Genomic DNA, 19977 nt, shown 5'->3' on the forward strand with positions numbered 1-19977 from the left:
ATCAGGAAGCGACGGCGACAGGGCGGCCGTTAATGGTTTCAGCGCAGGCTTCGCTTTCGTCGTCGCCTTCCAGGCGCACCAAGTGGGCAGGCACACCCGTGGCGGCGCCCCAGTAGTAGATGCCCAGTGCGCAGGCCGCCACGACCACGGTGTCGAATGGGTGGCCGATGACGCCCAGGCCGCCGAAGCTGCCCAGCCACGACAGCAGGATGGTCACCGCGTAGAAGCCGATCAGCCAGGCCGACGAGCGAACTTGCTGGGCCAGTGAAAGGTGCTGGGTGGGTACGAAACGGCTGCACAGCAGGTACAGCACGAACATCACGATCTGCAGGGCCAGCAGCCACGACACGGTGTTCCAGCCCGACCAGTACACGATCAGCGCAGCGATGATGAACGACAGTGGGCCGAGCACGGCCATGCCCTTGACCCGGAACGGGCGCGGCATGTGTGGTGCATTGCGGCGCAGGGCGGCGACGCTCACCGGGGCCACGGCGTAGCTCAGCACCAGGGCGGCGGATACCACGTTGATCAGCGCTTCCCACGATGGGAACGGCAGGGTCCAGAACACCGACAGGCCAAATGTCAGCCACAGGGCCGGGCGCGGGATGCCGGACTCTGCATCGATGCGGGTGAAGTACTTGAAGAAGGTGCCGGTCTGCGCCCAGCCATAGATCACGCGCGGGGTGGCGTTCATGTAGATGTTGCCGCAGCCGCTTGGCGAGATCACTGCGTCGGCCACCACCAGGTAGGCCAGCCAGCCCACACCCAGCGCCAGGGCGATGTCACGGTAGGGCAGGGCCAGTTCCTTGGTCACGCTGGCCCAGCCGTTGGCCAGCATTTCGGTCGGCACGCTGCCGAGGAAGGCCAGTTGCAGCAAGGCGTAGATCGCGGTGGACAGCAACACCGAAAGAATCAGCGCAATCGGGATGGTGCGCTGCGGGTTCTTGACCTCGCTGGCCACCGAAATGATCGGCGTCAGGCCCAGGTAGGCGAAGATGATGCCGCCGGCGGATACGGCCATTTCCACCCCGGACAGGCCGAACGGGGCAAAGCCCTGGACCTCGAAGTTTTCTGGCTTGAAGAAGGTGAACAGCACGCCGATCACCAGCAGCGGCACGATGAACTTGAACACGCTGACCAGGTTGTTGGCCTTGGCGAAGGTTTTCACGCTGCGGTAGTTGAGGAAGAAGAACAGCCCCAGCAGGGCGAACTGCACCAGCCAGCCGAGCACGGTTGGGTCGCTGGAGCCGGCCTTGGTCAGCCCGGGGAACCAGGCGGCGGCGTATTGGCGTGAGGCGACCACTTCGATGGCGATCAGGCTGGAAAAGGCGATCAGGGTGATGAAACCCATCAGGTAGCCGAGCAGTGGGCCGTGCGAGTACACCGGGTAGCGCACCACGCCACCGGCACGTGGCAGGGCGGCGCCCAGTTCGCAGTAGACGATACCCAGCAGCAGTACGGCGAACCCGCCGAGAAACCAGGAGAGGATGCCGGCCGGGCCGGCGATGGCCGACACGTGGCTGGCGGCGAACAGCCAGCCGGAGCCGAAAATGGCCCCTAGGCCGATGAAGGTGAGGTCCAGCAGTGATAACTGTTTTTTGAATTTGCCTGACATGGGTTCGCCTTTTTGTTGGTTATTGGATAGGCAGGTCTGATGTCACGAGATGCGGCTTTTGGGGCCGCGCTCTTGTAGGACTTGGGCGGCTTGCGTGGGGCATAGAGTGAACCGGTCGGGGCGGCGGTTCTTGATGGTTTTCTGCAAGGGGGATGACGAAATCGGCACAGTTGCAGAAAAACAGTGGTAAGGCGCAAAGCGGGGGGATAGGCTCAAAGCCATACCGGATAAGGGTTTGAGAGATGCAGTGCTAGTGCCGGCCCTTTCGCGGGTGAACCCGCGCCCACAGGCACCGCACAGGATTCGAAATCTGTGGGGGCCCTGTAGGAGCGGGTTCACCCGCGAAGAGGCCGGCCCAGCCAGCAGAGAACCGACAGATGACCGACGCCCCCCTGGCAACCCTCTACCAGTCCCTCGACCAGCACCGCCCCGCCACCCTCGAGGCCCTGCTCGCCGGTGTATCGCTGTTGCTGCCGATGCTCGACGCCATCCCCAACGCCGCGATCTTCATCAAGGACCCGGCCGCCCGCTACGTGCTGGCCAACAACACCTTGGTCCAGCGCTGCGGCCTCAAGCGCTTGCAACCGCTGCTGGGCAAGACCAGCGCCGAAGTGTTCCCGGCACAGCTGGGCCCCGGGTACACCGAGCAGGACCGCCGGGTGCTCAAGGAAGGGATGGTGCTGGAGGACCAACTGGAGCTGCACCTGTACGGCAGCCGTGAACCCGGCTGGTGCCTGACCCACAAGCGCCCGCTGTACAACCAGGCGGGCGAGATCATCGGCCTGGTTGGTATTTCGGTCGACCTGCAGTCAGCCGCCGACAGCCACCCCGCTTACCAGCGCCTGGCCGCAGTGGACGAGCACATTCGCCAGCATTTTCACCAGCCGATCAGCATGGGCGAGCTGACCCGCATCGCCGGTATTTCCGTGGCCCAGCTGGAGCGCTATTGCAAGCGGGTGTTCCACCTCACGCCCCGGCAGATGATCCACAAGGCGCGCCTGGAGCATGCCCATCGCCTGCTGCATTCGGACCTGCCGATCACTGAAGTGGCGATGCGCTGCGGCTACACCGACCACAGCGCCTTCAGCCGCCAGTTCAAGCAACTGACCGGCTTTACGCCGCGCCAGTATCGCCAGGCTACCGCCGATCAGGTGGCCTGAAACAACCCCCGGGCCTCGGCAAAGCATTGCTCGGCAATCGCCGAGCGCGGCTCGCTGCGGCGCAGCAGCAGGCCGACCGGGCTGTGGATGGCGGCGTCGGCCACCGGTACGATGCGCAGGTGCTCGCTGAGGTCTTCCAGGCCGCAGTCCAGTGGCATGATCGCGCAGCATAGGCCGGTGTTGATGGCCTGGATAAGCTGGAAGCTCGAGTCGCTCTCAAGCACCGCATTGGGCTCCAGGCCACGGCTGCGGAAGCTCAGGTCCAGCGACTGGCGGTAGTGCATGCCTTTGCTCAGCAGCCCCAGCGGAATATCGCCAAGCTCGTCCCAGCGCAGCCGGTCGCTGGCGAACTGGAAGTGCCGTGTATCGTGCAGCAGGCCCATGGTGGTGGTGCCGAGTTCGATCACTTCGAAGAAGCTGGTGTTGACCTGGTCCAGGTAGCAGATACCCAGGTCGAGCTGGTTGCGGCTGAGGCCGTCGATGACCTGTTCCGAACTCAGCGAGCTGAGCTGAAAGTGCAGTTCGGGGTATTTTTCGCGCAGGGGCAGCAGCAGGTGCATGGGGTTGAAACTGGCCAGCGGCACCGTGCCCAGGCGCAGGCTGCCGACCACCTGGCCACGGCAACTGGCAGCCTCGGCCTGCAGGCCGTCATGGGCGGCGAGCAGGGTACGGGCCCAGGCTAGGATGCGCTCGCCGGCCTCGGTGAAACCTTCGAAGCGCTGGCCCCGCTTGACCAGCACCAGGTCCAGTTCGTCTTCCAGGTTGCGCAGGCGCATGGACAGCGTCGGTTGGGTGATATGGCACAGCGCCGCCGCCTGGCCGAAGTGGCGGGTCTGGTCGAGGGCGATGAGGAACTTGAGCTGCTTGATGTCCATGGAAGTGCCTGGCGTCTGGTTATGCAGACCTTAACCCACGTCTGCGATAGATGTCATTGATCGGCCGGTACGTCATATCGATTGGACGCCTCGGGGGGTATGCCTCTAGCGTGGTGAAAATGCCCTTCAAGGAGCTTCACCGTGCGCGTCCAACTTGATGCGGTCTTCGTACCGCTGAACATCGCCGTGCTGACTGTCAGCGACACCCGTACCTACGACAACGATACTTCCGGCGCGCTGCTGGCCAACCGCTTGGTCGAGGTCGGTCACCGGCTGGTGGCGCGAGCGCTGCTCAAGGACGACCTGTACAAGATCCGCGCTCAGGTGGCCAGCTGGATTGCCGATGAACAGGTGCAGGTGGTGCTGATCACCGGCGGGACCGGCTTTACCGGGCGCGACAGCACACCCGAAGCGGTCGAGTGCCTGCTGGACAAGCGTATCGATGGGTTTGGCGAGTTGTTCCGGGCATTGTCGATTCTCGATATTGGCAGCTCGACCGTGCAGAGCCGGGCGTTGGCCGGTTTGTCCAACCGCACGTTGGTGTGCTGCCTGCCGGGCTCGACCGGAGCCTGCCGCACCGCCTGGGAAGGGATTCTGGCCGAGCAGCTGGATGCACGGCACCGGCCATGCAACTTCGTCAAACACCTGTTGCCGATCGAGGCCTGCGCAAGCCGGGGCTAAGGGTTACCGGGGGGGCGGGCCCTGTGCTGTCCCTTGTAGGCGCGGGTTTACCCGCGAAAAGGCCAGAACAGGCAACCCCCCGGTCAGCTCAACACATATCCCACCGGCAACAAGGCGGGAGGCAGTTGCTGTTCCCCTAGCCCGGCCAGCACATCGCGCTCCACAGTCCGCACCATGGCATCGGTCGGCAGATCGTTCTCATCGCGCCCGAACGGGTCTTCCAGCTCGTTGCCGATCGCATCCAGCCCGAAGAACGTGTACCCCACGATGGTGGTGAACAGCGGTGCCAGCCAGCCCAGTGGCTCGGCCAGGGCAAACGGCAGCAGCAGGCAGAAAATGTAAATAGTACGGTGCAGCAGCAGCGTGTAGGGGAACGGCAAGGGTGTGCCCTTGATCCGCTCACAGGTGGCCTGCACTTCGGTCAGGCCCACCAGGCGCTGCTCCAGCAGGGTGTAGCGCCATTCGCTGATCTGTTGCTGTGCGGCCAACCGTGAACAGTGTTCGCCGATTTCACGCAGGATGCCGTCGCACACATTGTGCGGGCTGATCGCATCGGCCCTGGCCAGCCACGGCCTGGCAGCTGCCCGTTCGTCCTCGTTACGCAGCCGGGCATTGAGTGCATGGGCGAAACCACACAGGTTGCGCAGCAGTTCGGCGCGCAGTGTTTCGTCGGTAATCGCCACGCTTTCCCGCACGAACGAGCGGGTTTCGATAATCAGTTTGCCCCAGGCCTTGCGCCCCTCCCACCAACGGTCGTAGCACGCATTGTTGCGAAAGCTCATGAAGATCGACAGCGACAGGCCCAGCAAGGTGAATGGCGTGGCGCTGACCGGGTAGAAATACGTCGGGAAATGCCGCTCGACCAGCACGATCAGCGCGGCCAGCAGTGTCACCATCAGACAGCGCAGGGCAATGCGTTTGACGATCGACCCCTTGAGGGTGAACAGCACGCGCAATACATCGGTGGAGGGGGGGACGATCATGGAAATCCAGAGACGGCTGCTCAGCCGCCGGTCATGTTCATGAAGCGCAGGATCTGCACATCGCCACCGACTTCGAAATGATGGCGATAGGGCTTGAGGTGCAGCGAGTCGCGAATGGCCTTTTCCAGGCGTTCGGGGTTGCCAGGGTGCGCGCGCAGCACGTGCTTGAGGTCTACCGAGTGTTCGTTGCCCAGGCACAGCAGCAGGCGGCCTTCGACGGTAAGGCGCACGCGGTTGCAGGTGGCGCAGAAGTTGTGGCTGTGCGGGGAAATGAAGCCGACCCGGGTGTTCGCGGCTTCGGCCAGGCGCCAGTAGCGGGCCGGCCCCATGGACGACTCGGTCGATTCGACCAGCGTGAACTGCTCGGCCAGGCGTGCCCGTACTTCATCGCTGGAGCAGAACGATTCGCCACGTTCATGCTCGCTTATTACCCCCAGCGGCATTTCCTCGATGAAGGTGATGTCCAGCTCGCGTTCGATGGCAAAGCGCACCAGATCGACCAGTTCATGGTCGTTGCGGCCTTTGAGTACCACGCAGTTGAGCTTGGTGCGTCTGAAACCGGCCTGGCGTGCGGCGTCGATGCCGGCGATTACCTGGGCTAGGTCGCCGGTGCGGGTCAGCTGCTTGAAACGGTCGGCATCCAGGCTATCCAGGCTGATGTTCAGGCGTGTCACCCCGGCGTCGAACAGCGGCTGAGCCAGGCGCCCGAGTTGCGAGCCGTTGCTGGTCAGGCACAGCTCGCGCAGGCCGGGCAGGGCGGCGATGCGCCCGCACAGGTCGACGATGCCCTGGCGTACCAGTGGCTCGCCACCCGTCAGGCGAATCTTTCGGGTGCCCAGCGCGACGAAGCGTTCGGCCACCTGGAACAGTTCTTCGAGGCTGAGGATTTGCTGGCGCGGCAGAAACTGCATGTCTTCGGCCATGCAGTACACGCAACGGAAGTCACAGCGGTCGGTGACCGACATCCGCAGGTAGTCGATTTTCCGGTTGAAGCCGTCGATCAGGGCCCGGCTGTTCTGTTCCACGTTCGCACTCGAATGGGTTGGGACATGACTCCAAGCTATAACCTGGCCGCAAGGCCGTCAAATTGCTTTGCCTGACCGGTTGATCGATGGCCTCTATCGCCTGGGACAGCCTCTGGCAGCCATGATCGAAACCGCTTATCACGCCGTAAGATCTTTCGATTGGACGCCCCTTCCCACGCTCCATAGGCTGGAAAAAAGCATCGAAGCGTGAGGATTCATCGCATGAGCCAGGACGAACACATCAGGGACTACAAGGGCGCCGCTGCCGGATGGGGGGCGCTCAAAAGCGTGACCAAGAGCTGGCTGGGCAGCGACAACGCCTTCAAGAACCTGCGGGCCATGCTCAAGACCAACCAGAACGGCGGTTTCGACTGCCCCGGCTGTGCCTGGGGCGAGTCGCCGGAAAGCGACATGGTCAAGTTCTGCGAAAACGGCGCCAAGGCGGTCAACTGGGAAGCCACCGGCCGCTCGGTCGACCCGGCTTTCTTCGCCAAATACAGCGTCAGCGCGCTGAAGGAGCAGACCGACTACTGGCTTGAATACCAGGGCCGCCTCACCCACCCGATGCGCTACGACGCCGCCACCGACCACTATGTCGAAACCACCTGGCAGGAGGCCTTCGAGCTGGTCGCCAGGCACCTGCGTGCGCTGCAGTCGCCGGATGAAGCCGAATTCTACACCTCGGGCCGGGCCAGCAACGAAGCGGCGTTCCTTTACCAGCTGTTCGTGCGTGCCTACGGCACCAACAACTTCCCGGATTGCTCGAACATGTGCCACGAAGCCAGCGGCGCGGGCATGTCGGAAACCCTCGGGGTGGGCAAGGGCACCGTGGTGTTCCACGATCTGGAGCTGGCCGACGCGATATTCGTCATCGGGCAGAACCCCGGCACCAACCACCCGCGCATGCTCGAACCCCTGCGCGAAGCGGTCAAGCGTGGCGCCCAGGTCGTCTGCTTCAACCCGCTGAAAGAGCGTGGCCTTGAGCGCTTCCAGCACCCGCAGCACCCGTTCGAAATGCTCAGCAACGGCTCCGAGCCGACCTCCAGTGCCTACTTCCGCCCGGCCTTGGGTGGGGACATGGCGGCAATGCGCGGTATTGCCAAGTACTTGTTGCAATGGGAGCGCGAGGCGCAGGCCAAGGGCGAGCCGGCGGTGTTCGACCATGCCTTCATCGCCGAGCACACCAGCGGCGTCGACGATTACCTGGCGGCGGTGGACGCCACGTCCTGGGAGCACATCGTCAAACAGTCGGGCTTGACCCTGGCCGAGATCGAGCTGGCCGCCCGCATGTACCGCAAGGCCGAGCGGGTCATCATGTGCTGGGCCATGGGCGTCACCCAGCACCGCCATTCGGTGCCGACCGTGCAGGAAATCGTCAACCTGCAGCTGCTGCGTGGCAACGTCGGCAAACCCGGCGCAGGCCTGTCGCCGGTGCGTGGCCACAGTAACGTGCAGGGTGACCGTACCATGGGCATTGACGAGAAACCCTCGCCGGCGCTACTCGACGCCATCGAACAACGTTTCCAGTTCAGTGTGCCGCGTACCCATGGGCACAACGCAGTGTTGGCGATCAAGGCTATGGAAGAGGGGCGGGCCAAGGTGTTCATCGGCCTGGGCGGCAACTTTGCCCAAGCCACCCCGGACACCGCGCGCACCCACGCGGCGCTGCAGAACTGCGCGTTGACCGTGCAGATTTCCACCAAGCTCAACCGCTCGCACCTGGTCACCGGCCGCGATGCGCTGATCCTGCCGTGCCTGGGCCGTACCGAAATCGACCTGCAGGCCGAAGGGCCGCAAGGCGTGACCGTGGAGGACACCTTCAGCATGGTGCACATCTCCCACGGCCAGTTGCGCCCGCGCTCGCCGCATATGCGCTCGGAACCGTGGATCATTGCCGGCATGGCCAAGGCCACGCTGGGCAACCAGCCGATCGACTGGGAGCACGCGGTGGCCGATTACAACCGCATTCGCGACATGATCGCTGACGTGATTCCGGGCTTTACCGGTTTCAATGAACGCTTGAACAGCCCCGGCGGGTTCCACCTTGGCAACAATGCCGCCGATCGCAACTTCCGCACGGCCACGGGCAAAGCCCGCTTCATGCCCCACGCGCTGCCCGAGGAACTGGTCAACGCCAAGGTACTGGCCCGTGGTGACAAGCCCGACCTGATTTTGCAGACCCTGCGTTCGCACGACCAGTACAACACCACCTTGTATGGCCTGGACGACCGTTACCGTGGGGTGTTCGGCCTGCGTGAAGTGGTGTTCGTCAATGAGGCGGACATCCGTCGCCTGGGCTTCGAACCGGGTGAGCAGGTAGACCTTGTGTCGTTGTGGGAGGATGGCGTGGAGCGGCGGGTGTCCGGGTTCCGCCTGGTGGCGTATGACGTGCCCGAGGGGCAGGCGGCGGCGTATTACCCGGAAACCAACCCGTTGGTACCGCTGGAAAGTTATGGTGAGGGGACCTATACCCCGACCTCGAAATTCGTGGCAATCAAGGTCGTGAAAGCCAAGGCGGGGAACCGCATTGCGGCGGTGCTGGCCTCGGATTGATGGGGTGCCTGTGCTGGCCTCTTCGCGGGTGAACCCGCTCCTACGGGACCCCACAGCGCTTGAGGTTGAGGTGATCCTGTGAGGTTGCCCGCGAAGAATCCAGCACCGGTCAGGCGCGATGCACCGGGTAAGCCGTGGTGTACTTCATCTGCTCCATGGCAAAACTGGAGGTGATGTTCGATAGGCCATCGGTACGGGTAATCAGCTTTTTGTAGAACCGGTCATACGCTGCAATATCACCCACCACCACCCGCAGCATGTAGTCCCAGTCCCCGGACATGCGGTAGCACTCCATCACTTCCTCGAACCCGGTCACCGTCGCAGCAAACTGCTCCAGCCATGCGCTGTCGTGGCGCTGGGTCTTGAGCTGGACGAACACGGTAAGCCCCAACCCCAGCCGTTCGGGGTCCAGCAGGGCGACGCGGCCGAGGATGTAGCCGTCTTCCTCCAGGCGCTTGACCCGCTTCCAGCACGGTGTGGTGGACAGGTTGACGGCCTCGGCCAGGTCCTTCAGCGAGATCGAGGCATCACGCTGTAGCAGGGTAAGAATGTGCTGGTCGAAACTGTCCATATCGCGCGCTGGCCGTGCAGAAAAATATTTCACAGATTACCCCAAGGCCAGATGATTTGGGTTGTGCGATAGTTGCAGCTTTCATTCTGCCAATGGGCCTGACCATGTCCGACAAGCCGCGCAATTTCGCCACCCGTACCATTCACGCCGGCGAGCAGTTCAGCGTTGCCGATAACGCCATTTTTCCGGCCATCGTCACCGCCAGTTCGTTCACCAAGCGCAGCCTGGACGATAAGCCGGAATATTCCTACAGCCGCGTCGGCAACCCCACCCGGCATGCCTACGAAACCTGTGTCGCTGCCTTGGAAGAAGGCGTGGGCGCTGTGGCCTGCGCCTCGGGGGTCAATGCCACCGCAACCGTGCTTGAGCTGCTGCCCAAGGATGCCCACGTGGTGGTGATGAATGGCGTGTACGGTGGCACGTTCCGCATCATGGAAGATTACCGCAGCCGCACCTCGGGGCTGACCACCACCTATGTCGATCTCAACGACCTTGAAGCCGTAGCGGCTGCGATCAAGCCGGAAACCCAGCTGATCTGGATCGAGTCGCCGACCAACCCGTTGCTGCACCTGGTCGACATCAAGGCGGTGTGCGACCTGGCCAAGGCCAAGGGCATCCTCACCTGCATCGACAACACCTTCTGCTCGCCGTGGAACCAGCGCCCGATCACCCTGGGCGTGGACCTGGTGATGCACTCGGCCAGCAAGTACATTGGCGGCCACTCCGACCTCACCGGCGGTGTGGTGGTGGCGGCCAATGATGCGTTGCTGGCGCGCCTGCGCCGTATCAGCATGGCGATAGGGGCGGTGCAAGGGCCGTTCGACTGCTACCTGGCCCTGCGCGGTCTGAAGACCCTGGATGTGCGCATGGAGCGCCAGTGTGCCAATGCCCTACAGGTGGCGCGCTTCCTGGAAGGTCACGCGCAGGTCGAGCAGGTGTATTACCCAGGGCTGGAAAGCCACCCTCAGCATGAGCTGTGCAAACGCCAGATGCGCAGTGGCGGGGCGGTGGTGGCGATGAAAGTGAAAGGCGACCGCGCCGCGCTCAACCGCCTGGTGGAGGCGCTGCAGATCTTTGTGCTGGCCGACTCGCTGGGCGGGGTGGAGAGCATGATCAACCACTCCTGGAGCATGTCGCACTGCTCGCTGAGCCCAGAGCAGAAAGGGGTGATGGGGATCAGCGAGAACCTGCTGCGGTTGTCGGTAGGTATCGAGGATTACCGTGACCTGGTCGAGGACCTGGATGGGGCGTTGAAAGCGCTGGTTGCTGTGTAGGGCTGCAGGCCTCTTCGCGGGCTCGCCCGCGCCTGCAGGTGGTAGGAGCGGGTTTACCCGCGAATACGGAGGCGACGGCAACGGTGAACGGCCAGGGGCATTGGCCAGCAGGCCCGGCTCTCGCCCGCGCCTGCAGGTGTCGCAGTTCAATGTAGGAGCGGGCTTGCCCGCGAATACGGTAGCGGCGGCAAAGGTGAACGGCCAGGGATACTGGCCAGCAGGCCCAGCCCTTTCGCGGGTGTACCCGCGAAGAGGCCGGTGGATTCAATAAATGCCTGTCAGGATTTGGGCGGATGAATGATCCGTTCGATCTTGTCCTTGATCAGCAACCTTTCCTTGCGCAGGCGGTTGACGGCCTCGTCGTTGGTGCCGTTGCCTTCGGCGGCTACCACCTCCTTGTCCTTGGCGTTGTACTCCTTGTGCAGTTTGTGCAGGTCCTGATCCTTCTCTATGAGTGCCTGGAATGCATCAGCGGTAACGTGCAGGTCAGCGAGCAGATCGTGCGGAACTGGCATTTCTTCACCTCTGTCAGGGTTGTCGGTAAGGTCCTGACCATTGAGGATAGCTGTCTTTGCGCAGGCTTGTGACGGCGGTTCAGGCTGAATGGCAGCTGAATGGTTTTGAGATAATTGGTAAAAGACGCACCCTCACGAAATTGTTACCGACTTTTTCACAAAAAATTGATGACGTGCTTTCTAGAGTTCGCCCAACTTTCCCACAGTGCCATTTGGCCTGGGGGTGATAATCACTCTTGATTGCGAACGCTAATGCTCAACTTCAAATCCCTGCGGACTGAATGGGTCACGCTGCTGGCCAGTCTTTACCTGCTGATCGGCTTCAACATGTTCCTCTGGGAGCATCTGCAAGCGGCGGTTCCTGCCGGCCTGTCGGGGTTGTGGCTGAGTCTGGCGTTTGCTGTGCTGATGCTGTTCGCCTTCAATCTCATACTCACGTTACTTGCCTTCCGGTATGTATTGAAGCCGGTACTTATTGTGTTGTTCATCAGTGGCGCGGGCGTGGCTTACTTCATGAACCAGTACGGCGTACTTATTGACGCCGCGATGTTCCGCAATATGGCCGAGACCAATGTTGCGGAAGTGCGCGACTTGATGTCGTTCAATTTTGCCGCGTATATCCTGCTGCTGGGCGTGCTGCCATCGGTGCTGCTGTGGAAGGCGCAGATCGCCTACCGCCCCTGGCACCGCGAGTTGCTGGGCAAGTTGGTGGTCAGTGGTGCCTGTGTGGTGACCATTGGCTCGGTCGCGTTGGTCAATTATCAAGGGCTGTCGTCGCTGTTCCGCAATCACCATGAATTGCGCCTGATGCTCACCCCCAGCAATATCGTCGGGGCCTCCATTGGTTATGTCAGCGAGCGTGTCGGTACGGCTTCGCGCCCGTTCCAGCATTATGGCGAAGATGCCAAGCGTGATGCGGCCTGGCAAAAACATGAGCGCAAGTCGCTGACCGTGCTGGTGGTCGGGGAAAGTGCCAGGGCAGACCATTTCGGCGTGCTGGGCTATGACCGCGATACCACGCCCAATCTCGCCAAAGAGCAAGGCCTGCTGGCGTTTTCCGACGTGCACTCGTGTGGTACGGAAACAGCGGTTTCAGTGCCTTGCATGTTCTCGGGCATGAAGCGCAGGGATTACGATGCCCGCGTAGCGAAGAACCGCGAAGGGCTGTTGGACATCCTCCAGCGTGCCGGCCTGGCCGTGCAGTGGCGTGACAACCAGTCGGGCTGCAAAGGCACCTGCGATCGCGTGCAGTTCATCGACGTCAGCAACCTCAAGGACCCGCAGCTGTGCGCCGATGGTGAATGCCATGACCAGATCCTGCTGCAAGGCCTGGACGCGTTGATCGACAACCTCGACAAGGACACCGTGCTGGTGCTGCACCAGATGGGCAGCCACGGCCCCGAGTACTTCAAGCGCTACCCCAGTGATGGCGAGCGCTTCACACCGGTGTGCCAGAGCAACGCGTTGAACCAGTGCAGCAAGGAGCAAATCATCAACGGATACGACAACACCCTGGCCTATACCGACAAGGTGCTGGCCTCGCTGATCGATACCCTGCGCAGCAAACAAGACAAGGTCGACACGGCGATGATCTACCTGTCCGACCACGGCGAGTCGCTGGGCGAGTACAACCTGTTCCTGCACGGCACGCCCTACGCCATCGCTCCCGAGCCGCAGAAGCACGTGCCGCTGCTGACCTGGTTCTCCGACAGCTACAAGGAGGACTTCGGCGTCGATACCGACTGCCTGGCACGGCTCAGCGATGCCCCGCTGTCCCAGGACAACCTGTTCCACTCGATGCTTGGCCTGTTGCAGGTGCATACCGAGCTCTACCAACAGTCGCTGGACATGTTCGCCAGTTGCCGGCCCTGGCTGGCGGCCAAGCGCTGAAGCCAGTCGCGTTTCATGCAAGCTTGGGCGATCCCTGTGGGAGCGGGCAAGCCCGGGCCATACACCGTGTTGCCTTCATTCGCGGGTGCGCCCGCTCCCACAGGGTGGACTGCCCCCGAAAAGCGGGACAGTTTCACCCGCAGTGCCCGCGCCGTATATACTGCGCGCCAATGTTAGTGGGAGAGCCTTGTGGCCATCGAAATTCACTGGATCCGTGACGACCAGAGCCTGGCCGAACACTGCCGCGACTGGCACCTGCTGCCCTTCGTCGCCGTCGACACCGAATTCATGCGGGTCGACACCTTCTACCCGAAAGCCGGGCTGATTCAGATCGGCGACGGCCAACGCGCCTTTCTGATCGACCCGCTGCTGATCGGCAACTGGCAACCCTTGGCCGACCTGCTGGAAGACAGCGGTGTGGTCAAGGTGCTGCACGCCTGCAGCGAAGACCTTGAAGTGCTGCTGCGCCTGACCGGCAAGCTGCCTCAGCCGCTGTTCGACACTCAGCTGGCCGCCGGTTACCTGAACCTGGGCTTCTCCATGGGCTATTCGCGGCTGGTGCAGGAAGTGCTGGGCATCGAATTGCCCAAAGGCGAAACCCGCTCCGACTGGCTGCAACGCCCGCTCTCGGAAACCCAGGTCAGCTACGCTGCCGAAGATGCCGTGCACCTGGCCGAGCTGTTCACCGTGCTGCGCCCGCGGCTGAGTGACGACAAGTATGCCTGGGTGCTGGAAGACGGCGCCGAGCTGGTGGCTGCGTTGCGCCGTGAAGTCGAGCCTGAAAGCCTGTACCGCGACGTCAAGCTGGCCTGGAAGCTGGCGCCTCAACAACTGGCAGTGCTACGTGAGCTGTGCGCCTGGCGCGAGCGCGAAGCGCGCAACCGCGATGTGCCGCGTAATCGTATCCTCAAGGAGCACTCGCTGTGGCCCATGGCCAAAAGCCAGCCGAACAACCTGTCGGCCCTGGCCAAGATCGACGAGATGCACCCACGCACCATTCGTCAGGACGGCGAGTGCCTCATCCAGCTGATCAAGCGCGCCGCCAGCCTGCCTGCCGAGCAATGGCCAGCGCCCTTGCCCGAGCCGCTGCCGATCGAGGCTGCGGGCCTTCTCAAGCAGCTGCGTGCCATCGGCCAGGCCGAAGGCGAGCGCCTGGGGATTGCGCCCGAGTTGATGCTGCGCAAGAAAGCCCTGGAGGCGCTGCTCAAGACCGGATACCCCAATGGCCCTTATCAACTGCCCGATTCGCTGCGCGGCTGGCGCCGTGAGCGCATGGGCCAGGCCCTGCTGGACAACCTGGCAGGTGCCGGAGAAACCCGATGAAACGTATTTGCTCGATCTACAAGAGCCCACGCAAGAACGAAATGTACCTGTACGTACTCAAGGCTGACGGCCTGGAGCGCGTGCCTGAAGGCCTGCTGCCGTTCTTCGGCACCCCCGTGCACGCTTTCGACCTGGTGCTCAGCCCTGAGCGCAAGCTGGCCCGCGAGGACATCACCAAGGTGCTGGAGAACCTCGAAAGCCAAGGCTACCACCTGCAGATGCCGCCGCTGGAAGATGAGTACATCGAGCACCTGCCCGAAGAGCTGCTGCGCCGAAACGACCCCGTCTGACCATGCGTGTACTGATCGCTGAGCATGACCATGCTCGATACGCCGGGCTTTTGCGCGCCGCCGCGCCAGAAGTGGAAGTGTTGACCAGCGGCGACTCTGCCGAACTGGCCCGTCAGGCACCGCAGTGTCCGGTGTGGCTGGGCCAGCCGGACTTGCTGGCCAGTCTGCTGCGCCAAGGCCACAAGCCTGGCTGGATACAGTCGACATGGGCCGGTATCACGCCGTTGCTGGCCGACGGCCTGCCGCGTGATTACCGCCTGAGCCGCGCAGTAGGCATCTTCGGGCAGGTGATGGCCGAGTACATGCTCACCTATATGCTAGGCCATGAGCGTGAGGTGCTGTCGCGCCTGGTCAGCCAGGTCGAGCGGCGGTGGGATGACCGCCCGGGGCGCAGCCTGGAAGGGCGCAAGGTCCTCATTGTGGGTGTAGGCGACATTGGTCAGCGTGTGGCCGAGTTCCTGCAGCCGTTTGGTGTGGCGCTGTACGGCGTTGCCAGCAGCGCCCGTGAGCAGGCGCCGTTCGTCGAGGTGGCGGCGCTGGCCGACCTGCCGCGCATGGTCGGCCAGGTCGACTACGTGCTGAACCTGCTGCCGGATACCCCGGCGACTCATGACCTGTATGACGCAGCGCTGTTCAAGTGCTTCCAGCCCTCGGCCTTGTTCATCAATGCCGGACGTGGTGTGGCGGTGGTCGATGCCGACCTGGTCGAGGCGTTGAAGGAGGGCCATCTGGCCGGTGCGGTGATCGATGTGTGCCGCCAGGAACCGCTGCCCAAGCAACACCCGTTCTGGACCGCCTGGGGCTTGCTGCTGACCGGGCACAGCTCAGCGCCCACCTCGCCGGCGGCGATGGTGCGCTTGTTTGCGGAGAATGTGCGAGCGTATGCGGCGGGGCAGGGGTTGCGTGGCGAAGTCGATTTCGCCCGGGGCTACTGATTGCTGTGGCCTGTACCGGCCTCTTCGCGGGTAAACCCCTCCAGCACAGGGTGGTGATATCCCCGTAGGAGCGGGCTTGCCCGCGAAGAGGCCAGCACGGCCAACACAAACCTTACAGGCTGAAATCGCCTTCAGCAGCCAGCTCGCTCAGCGGCTTGCGCGGGCTTGGCACTTCACGCGCCTGCAGGGCTTCATCCAGGCTGGCCTTGTCCCCCAGCTTGCCGATCGCCACCATGGCATGCAGTGCGTAACCTTCGGGAATCTTCAGTTCCTGACGTGCCAGGTCCTGATCGAAGCCGGCCATGCCATGGGTATGCCAGCCGCTGATGCTGGCCTGCAGGGCCAGGTGCCCCCAGGCAGAGCCCGTGTCGAAGGTGTGCCACAGGGCCGGTTTTTCTTCCGTAGCGCCCGGGGCCGCGAAGGTAGTCTTCGAAATGACCAGCACCAGCGCCGACGCTTGTTGCGCCCAGCTGCGATTGAAGGGCACCAGCAGGCTCAGGTAACGCTCCCAGTTCGGCGTGTCGCGGCGGGCATAAAGGAAGCGCCAAGGCTGCGAATTGTAGGCCGACGGTGCCCAGCGGGCGGCCTCGAGGAAGCTCAGCAGGGTTTCTTCGCTGATCGGCTCGGCGGTGAAGGCGCGTGGTGACCAGCGGTTGATGAACTGCTCGTTGATGGCGTAATCGGCAATGCGGGGGTTGGCGCTCATGGCGGCTCCTGCAAACGGACGGGAAAAGCGCACGCTACTGCGTGCCGTCGCGACTGACAAGCGGTCTGGCTTTGCCGAAGCCCAGGCTCTAGACTGGCGCCGCCGCGCGCCGTGGCCCCCAAGATGAATGCAGGAACCCTGTGTGATGATCGCTGAAAACGCGCCGTTCTGGCGGCGCAAGACCCTCGAACAACTCAGCCAGCAAGAGTGGGAGTCGCTGTGCGATGGCTGCGGCCTGTGCTGCCTGCAAAAGCTCGAGGACGAAGACGACAACAGCGTCTATTACACGCGCATCGCCTGCAAACTGCTGGACCTGGATACGTGCCAGTGCAGCGACTACCCCAACCGCTTCGCCCACGTGCCAGACTGCATCCAGCTGACCCCGGGCAAGGCCGACCAGTTCAAGTGGCTGCCGAGTACCTGCGGTTACCGTCTGGTCAGTGAGGGCAAGGACTTGCCGGCTTGGCACCACCTGGTCTGTGGCGACCGGCAACAGGTTCATGAACAGCGCATTTCCCAGTCGGGGCGTATGCTCAGTGAACACGATGTGCACGAAGACGACTGGGAAGACCACCTGATCTTTCGCGCCAGCTGACCGGCGTAGCCCGCTGCCTCGGGGAAACAAGGAGTTTCTGTATGCGTTGCCAGCTGTTGTTGCTGTTGGGCCTGATGGCCAGTTCGCCGGCCTGGGCGAAGAAGGTCGACCTCGACTACCAGGTGCGCTTGCTGCCTGCCAGCGGCCAGGCCGAGGTCCGCGTGACATTGGCTGAAGGCAGCGCCGTGCGCAGCCTGGACTTCGACTTGGGCAAGGCTGGGGCCTACAGCGGCTTCCAGGCCGATGGGCAATGGCAGCTGAAGGGGCAGCGTGGTATCTGGCAGCCAGCGGCCGGCAAGACCAGCCTCAGCTACCGTGTGCAGCTGGACCAGAAGCTGGCCAGCGGCGCCTATTCATCACGCATCACCCCACACTGGGCGCTGTTCCTCGGCGACCAGCTGATACCCCCTGCGCGCCTCGACCAGCAGGATGGTACCGAGCTGGTGGCGCGCCTGGCTTTCGACCTGCCCGAGGGCTGGAAGAGCATCGAAACGTCCTGGCCGCGTATCGGCAAGGGGAAGTTTCGCATCGACAACGTGTCGCGCCTGTTCGATCGCCCGACCGGCTGGATGCTTGCCGGCGACCTGGGCAGCCGCCGCGCTCGCCTGGGCGAGACCGAAGTGACCGTGGCCGCGCCGGTGGGGCAGGGTATGCGGCGCATGGACAGCCTGACCTTGCTCACATTCGTCTGGCCACAACTACAAGCTGTGTTCCCGCGTAACCCGCCCAAGCTGCTGTTGGTCGGGGCGCGTGACGGCATGTGGCGAGGGGCTATGGCTGCGCAGGGCTCGTTGTACCTGAACAGTGCCCGGCCCATGGTCAGCGAAAACGGCAATAGCCCGTTGCTGCGCGAATTGGTGCAACTGTTCGCGCAGATTCACGGGCGTGACGGCAGTGACTGGCTGGTAGAGAGCCTGACCGATTATTACGCCAACGAGTTGCTACGCCGCTCGGGCGGGATGAGTGATGACCGTTACCAGGTCTGGCAGGCGCGTCTGAGCAAGCAGGGCGCCAAGGTCAACCGGCTCAAGGGTGAACGCGCAAGCCCGGCCCAGGTGGCCCGCGGCGTGATGCTGTTGCAGGCGCTGGACAAGGAAATCCGCATTCACACCCAGGCCAAACGTTCGTTGGACGATGTGGTGCGGGGGCTGATGCGCCTGCCCAGCGTCAGTACCGAAGACTTTGTGCAGATCAGCGAGAACGTGCTGGGGCGGCGTTCCGATGTGCTGCAGAGCAAGGTGCTGCACTAGGCATCCCTGCGCCTGACAATCGGCAGGGCGGCATCGTCTGCAAGTCGCATTTCAAGCGTATCACGTCGTACCTGGAATACACCGCTGAGCAGAAACTCAGCATTGTTCACGGGGCGAAACCGAGGTAGGGGAGCGTGCAGCCAACCATCGTCGGCAGCGTTGATCGCGACAACCCATGGTTTGTCGAGGCAATGTTCGGCCCGGTTTCGGTGCTGTTCTGACGGAGCTCAGCACTCGGTCGCCCTGTGTTGGCAGGTCTGTCCTGCCGCCGCAGTGGCGGCCTTTTTATTTGAACTTGGGCCCCGAGCGGGTATTCAGCCCCTTGGCCAAGCGGTCGTACAGCACCACATTCACCGTCGCTGCCAGGTTCATGCAGCCCTCGGTCGGGATGTAGATAGTCTCTTCACACCATCCCCGCACCTCTTCGCTCAACGAGCCATCCTCTGGCCCGAAGATGTAAATGGCCCGGTCCGGATGGGTGTAATCCGGCAATGGCCGCGCACCCTCCACCAGTTCTACCGCTACTGGCGTGCAGCCCAGCGGGATAATGCGCTGCAGGTCGTCGATGCCGATCAGCGGGATGTCGTAGTGCACGCGCTTGGTGTCAGTGACGAAGTCACGTGCGCGTTCATAGCGTTTGCCCGTGTAGAACACCGAATTGACGCCATAGCAGCCCGCTGCGCGCATCACAGAGCCGACGTTTTCTGCCGACTTGGGGTTGAACAGGCCGATGCAGCTGTATCGTTTGTTTGCCACGTACCGGGGCCCTTCGCGAAAAAAGCGCGATTATACGGGCTGCCCGGTAGCAGCGGGGGGCGAATCGATGGTCAGTCTTTCTTCAGCATGCCCGCCAGCCCGGCAAACGGGTTGTGCGTAGCCTTGGCAATGCTCGGGGTGCTGGTGGAGCCTTCGCTGAAGTACTGCTGGTCGGTGTAGCGCGAGTGTTCGTTGTCGTGGCAGTACAGGCACAGCAGCTCCCAGTTGGAGCCGTCCTGAGGATTGTTGTCGTGGTTGTGGTCACGGTGATGCACGGTCAGCTCGCTCAGGCGCTTGCCGGCGAACTCGCGGGCGCAGCGGCCGCATACGTGCGGGTACATTCTCAGGGCCTTGTCGCGGTAGCCCATTTCCTTGTCGCGCTTGGCATCAGCCAGGATGCGGTCGAGGCGCGCGGTGGCGGCGGCAGAAGAGGTGGAGCTCATGGTGTTTCCTTTGTTCTGATCAGGCAAGTGACGGTTATGCCATTGAGTCTAGCGCGCTTGCAGGTCAGGCGGACAGGCGAAAGCGTTGATTTAGGCGTAGCCTGTAGAAAGGTTCCCGACAGGAGGTTGCTGATGTTTCACGCGATCCTCGCCGCGCTGTTGATGGCTGGCCTGCCCTTGGCAGAAGCTGCCAGCACGCCACCCAGGCTCACGCCGCCAGTACCCGGCGCGCCCGGTACGCCGACGCCTACGCCATACCCGCAGATTACCCCGAGTACGCCGCCCAAGGCTTATGACAGCCAGCCGGGGGCGCCCTTGTTGCCGCCGATGCCAGTGCCCGGCCCGCCGAAGGATCAGCCATTGCCCGGGTTGCGGCAGGACCCGCCGAAGCCGGTTGTGGAGGATGATTGACGGGCGGGAGCTGAGGGCGTCTGGGGCTGCTTTGCAGCCCATCGCGACACAAGGCCGCTTGTGTCTTGATGGGGGATTAGAATCTGGAGTGAGAGCGGTGAATGGCAAGCTGAATGCCGTAGGTGC

The 19977-nt window shown here is 63.0% G+C and carries 20 protein-coding genes; 11 read left to right on the forward strand and 9 right to left on the reverse strand.

What is annotated here, in order from left to right; genetic code table 11:
- Position 1: 1 nt before the first annotated feature.
- Positions 2-1615: an APC family permease gene (locus AC3WLP_RS10930; RefSeq protein ID WP_088513427.1), complete on the reverse strand. Its 1614-nt coding sequence runs from the start codon at positions 1613-1615 to the stop codon at positions 2-4.
- A gap of 377 nt (positions 1616-1992) precedes the next feature.
- Between AC3WLP_RS10930 and AC3WLP_RS10935 the strand changes: the two genes are divergently transcribed.
- A complete protein-coding gene (locus tag AC3WLP_RS10935) occupies positions 1993-2775 on the forward strand; it encodes an AraC family transcriptional regulator (protein ID WP_088513426.1) in 783 nt (260 codons plus the stop codon).
- Here AC3WLP_RS10935 and AC3WLP_RS10940 read toward each other — a convergent pair.
- Entirely contained in the window at positions 2763-3650 is an 888-nt protein-coding gene (locus AC3WLP_RS10940) for a LysR family transcriptional regulator (RefSeq protein WP_012051494.1), read from the reverse strand. The genes AC3WLP_RS10935 and AC3WLP_RS10940 overlap by 13 nt on opposite strands.
- A gap of 141 nt (positions 3651-3791) precedes the next feature.
- Between AC3WLP_RS10940 and moaB the strand changes: the two genes are divergently transcribed.
- Positions 3792-4331, forward strand: coding sequence for a molybdenum cofactor biosynthesis protein B (moaB, locus tag AC3WLP_RS10945; RefSeq protein ID WP_088513425.1), 540 nt, complete (start codon positions 3792-3794; stop codon positions 4329-4331).
- 83 nt (positions 4332-4414) lie between these two features.
- Here the strand turns inward: moaB and AC3WLP_RS10950 are convergent, their stop codons facing one another.
- Positions 4415-5314, reverse strand: a complete 900-nt coding sequence (locus AC3WLP_RS10950; protein WP_014755676.1) for a bestrophin family protein — start codon at positions 5312-5314, stop codon at positions 4415-4417.
- 20 nt (positions 5315-5334) lie between these two features.
- Positions 5335-6339, reverse strand: coding sequence for a GTP 3',8-cyclase MoaA (gene moaA / locus AC3WLP_RS10955; RefSeq protein WP_012051497.1), 1005 nt, complete (start codon positions 6337-6339; stop codon positions 5335-5337).
- A gap of 222 nt (positions 6340-6561) precedes the next feature.
- On the opposite strand from moaA, the gene AC3WLP_RS10960 reads away from it, so the two are divergent.
- Positions 6562-8892 (forward strand): FdhF/YdeP family oxidoreductase, encoded by a 2331-nt coding sequence (locus AC3WLP_RS10960; protein ID WP_088513424.1) that lies wholly within the window; start codon positions 6562-6564, stop codon positions 8890-8892.
- A 109-nt stretch (positions 8893-9001) separates the two neighbouring features.
- On the opposite strand, the gene AC3WLP_RS10965 is transcribed toward AC3WLP_RS10960, so the two are convergent.
- A complete protein-coding gene (locus AC3WLP_RS10965; protein ID WP_003254691.1) occupies positions 9002-9463 on the reverse strand; it encodes an Lrp/AsnC family transcriptional regulator in 462 nt (153 codons plus the stop codon).
- A gap of 92 nt (positions 9464-9555) precedes the next feature.
- Between AC3WLP_RS10965 and AC3WLP_RS10970 the strand changes: the two genes are divergently transcribed.
- A complete protein-coding gene (locus AC3WLP_RS10970) occupies positions 9556-10737 on the forward strand; it encodes a trans-sulfuration enzyme family protein (RefSeq protein WP_012051500.1) in 1182 nt (393 codons plus the stop codon).
- Between the two features lie 278 nt (positions 10738-11015).
- Here AC3WLP_RS10970 and AC3WLP_RS10975 read toward each other — a convergent pair whose 3' ends face one another.
- A complete protein-coding gene (locus AC3WLP_RS10975) occupies positions 11016-11252 on the reverse strand; it encodes an HP1242/YdcH family protein (protein ID WP_003254689.1) in 237 nt (78 codons plus the stop codon).
- A 252-nt stretch (positions 11253-11504) separates the two neighbouring features.
- On the opposite strand from AC3WLP_RS10975, the gene AC3WLP_RS10980 reads away from it, so the two are divergent.
- The 4 genes from AC3WLP_RS10980 (at position 11505) to AC3WLP_RS10995 (ending at position 15690) form a co-directional block, all read left to right on the forward strand.
- Positions 11505-13142 carry a phosphoethanolamine transferase gene (locus AC3WLP_RS10980; RefSeq protein WP_088513423.1) on the forward strand — a complete coding sequence of 546 codons (1638 nt, stop codon included), beginning with the start codon at positions 11505-11507 and terminating at the stop codon, positions 13140-13142.
- A 189-nt stretch (positions 13143-13331) separates the two neighbouring features.
- Positions 13332-14465 carry a ribonuclease D gene (gene rnd, locus AC3WLP_RS10985; protein ID WP_019750675.1) on the forward strand — a complete coding sequence of 378 codons (1134 nt, stop codon included), beginning with the start codon at positions 13332-13334 and terminating at the stop codon, positions 14463-14465.
- The gene (locus tag AC3WLP_RS10990) at positions 14462-14755 is read left to right on the forward strand and encodes a YcgL domain-containing protein (RefSeq protein ID WP_003254683.1); all 294 of its coding nucleotides are present in this window, start codon (positions 14462-14464) and stop codon (positions 14753-14755) included. The genes rnd and AC3WLP_RS10990 overlap by 4 nt, the downstream gene beginning before the upstream one ends.
- 2 nt (positions 14756-14757) lie before the next feature.
- Positions 14758-15690, forward strand: coding sequence for a D-2-hydroxyacid dehydrogenase (locus AC3WLP_RS10995; protein WP_012051502.1), 933 nt, complete (start codon positions 14758-14760; stop codon positions 15688-15690).
- Positions 15691-15802: 112 nt separating this feature from the next.
- Here AC3WLP_RS10995 and AC3WLP_RS11000 read toward each other — a convergent pair whose 3' ends face one another.
- A complete protein-coding gene (locus AC3WLP_RS11000) occupies positions 15803-16396 on the reverse strand; it encodes a nitroreductase family protein (protein WP_003254681.1) in 594 nt (197 codons plus the stop codon).
- A gap of 145 nt (positions 16397-16541) precedes the next feature.
- On the opposite strand from AC3WLP_RS11000, the gene AC3WLP_RS11005 reads away from it, so the two are divergent.
- A complete protein-coding gene (locus AC3WLP_RS11005; protein WP_004575890.1) occupies positions 16542-16991 on the forward strand; it encodes a YcgN family cysteine cluster protein in 450 nt (149 codons plus the stop codon).
- 41 nt (positions 16992-17032) lie between these two features.
- A complete protein-coding gene (locus AC3WLP_RS11010; protein ID WP_012051503.1) occupies positions 17033-18241 on the forward strand; it encodes a hypothetical protein in 1209 nt (402 codons plus the stop codon).
- A 285-nt stretch (positions 18242-18526) separates the two neighbouring features.
- Here AC3WLP_RS11010 and AC3WLP_RS11015 read toward each other — a convergent pair whose 3' ends face one another.
- Both AC3WLP_RS11015 and AC3WLP_RS11020 read right to left on the reverse strand, forming a co-directional pair.
- Entirely contained in the window at positions 18527-18997 is a 471-nt protein-coding gene (locus AC3WLP_RS11015; protein WP_003254677.1) for an RNA methyltransferase, read from the reverse strand.
- 71 nt (positions 18998-19068) lie between these two features.
- Positions 19069-19440, reverse strand: coding sequence for a YajD family HNH nuclease (locus AC3WLP_RS11020; RefSeq protein ID WP_003254676.1), 372 nt, complete (start codon positions 19438-19440; stop codon positions 19069-19071).
- Between the two features lie 132 nt (positions 19441-19572).
- Between AC3WLP_RS11020 and AC3WLP_RS11025 the strand changes: the two genes are divergently transcribed.
- A complete protein-coding gene (locus AC3WLP_RS11025) occupies positions 19573-19851 on the forward strand; it encodes a hypothetical protein (RefSeq protein WP_003254675.1) in 279 nt (92 codons plus the stop codon).
- The last annotated feature ends 126 nt before the right edge of the window (positions 19852-19977 follow it).

The organism is Pseudomonas sp. FW305-E2 (assembly GCF_058782925.1).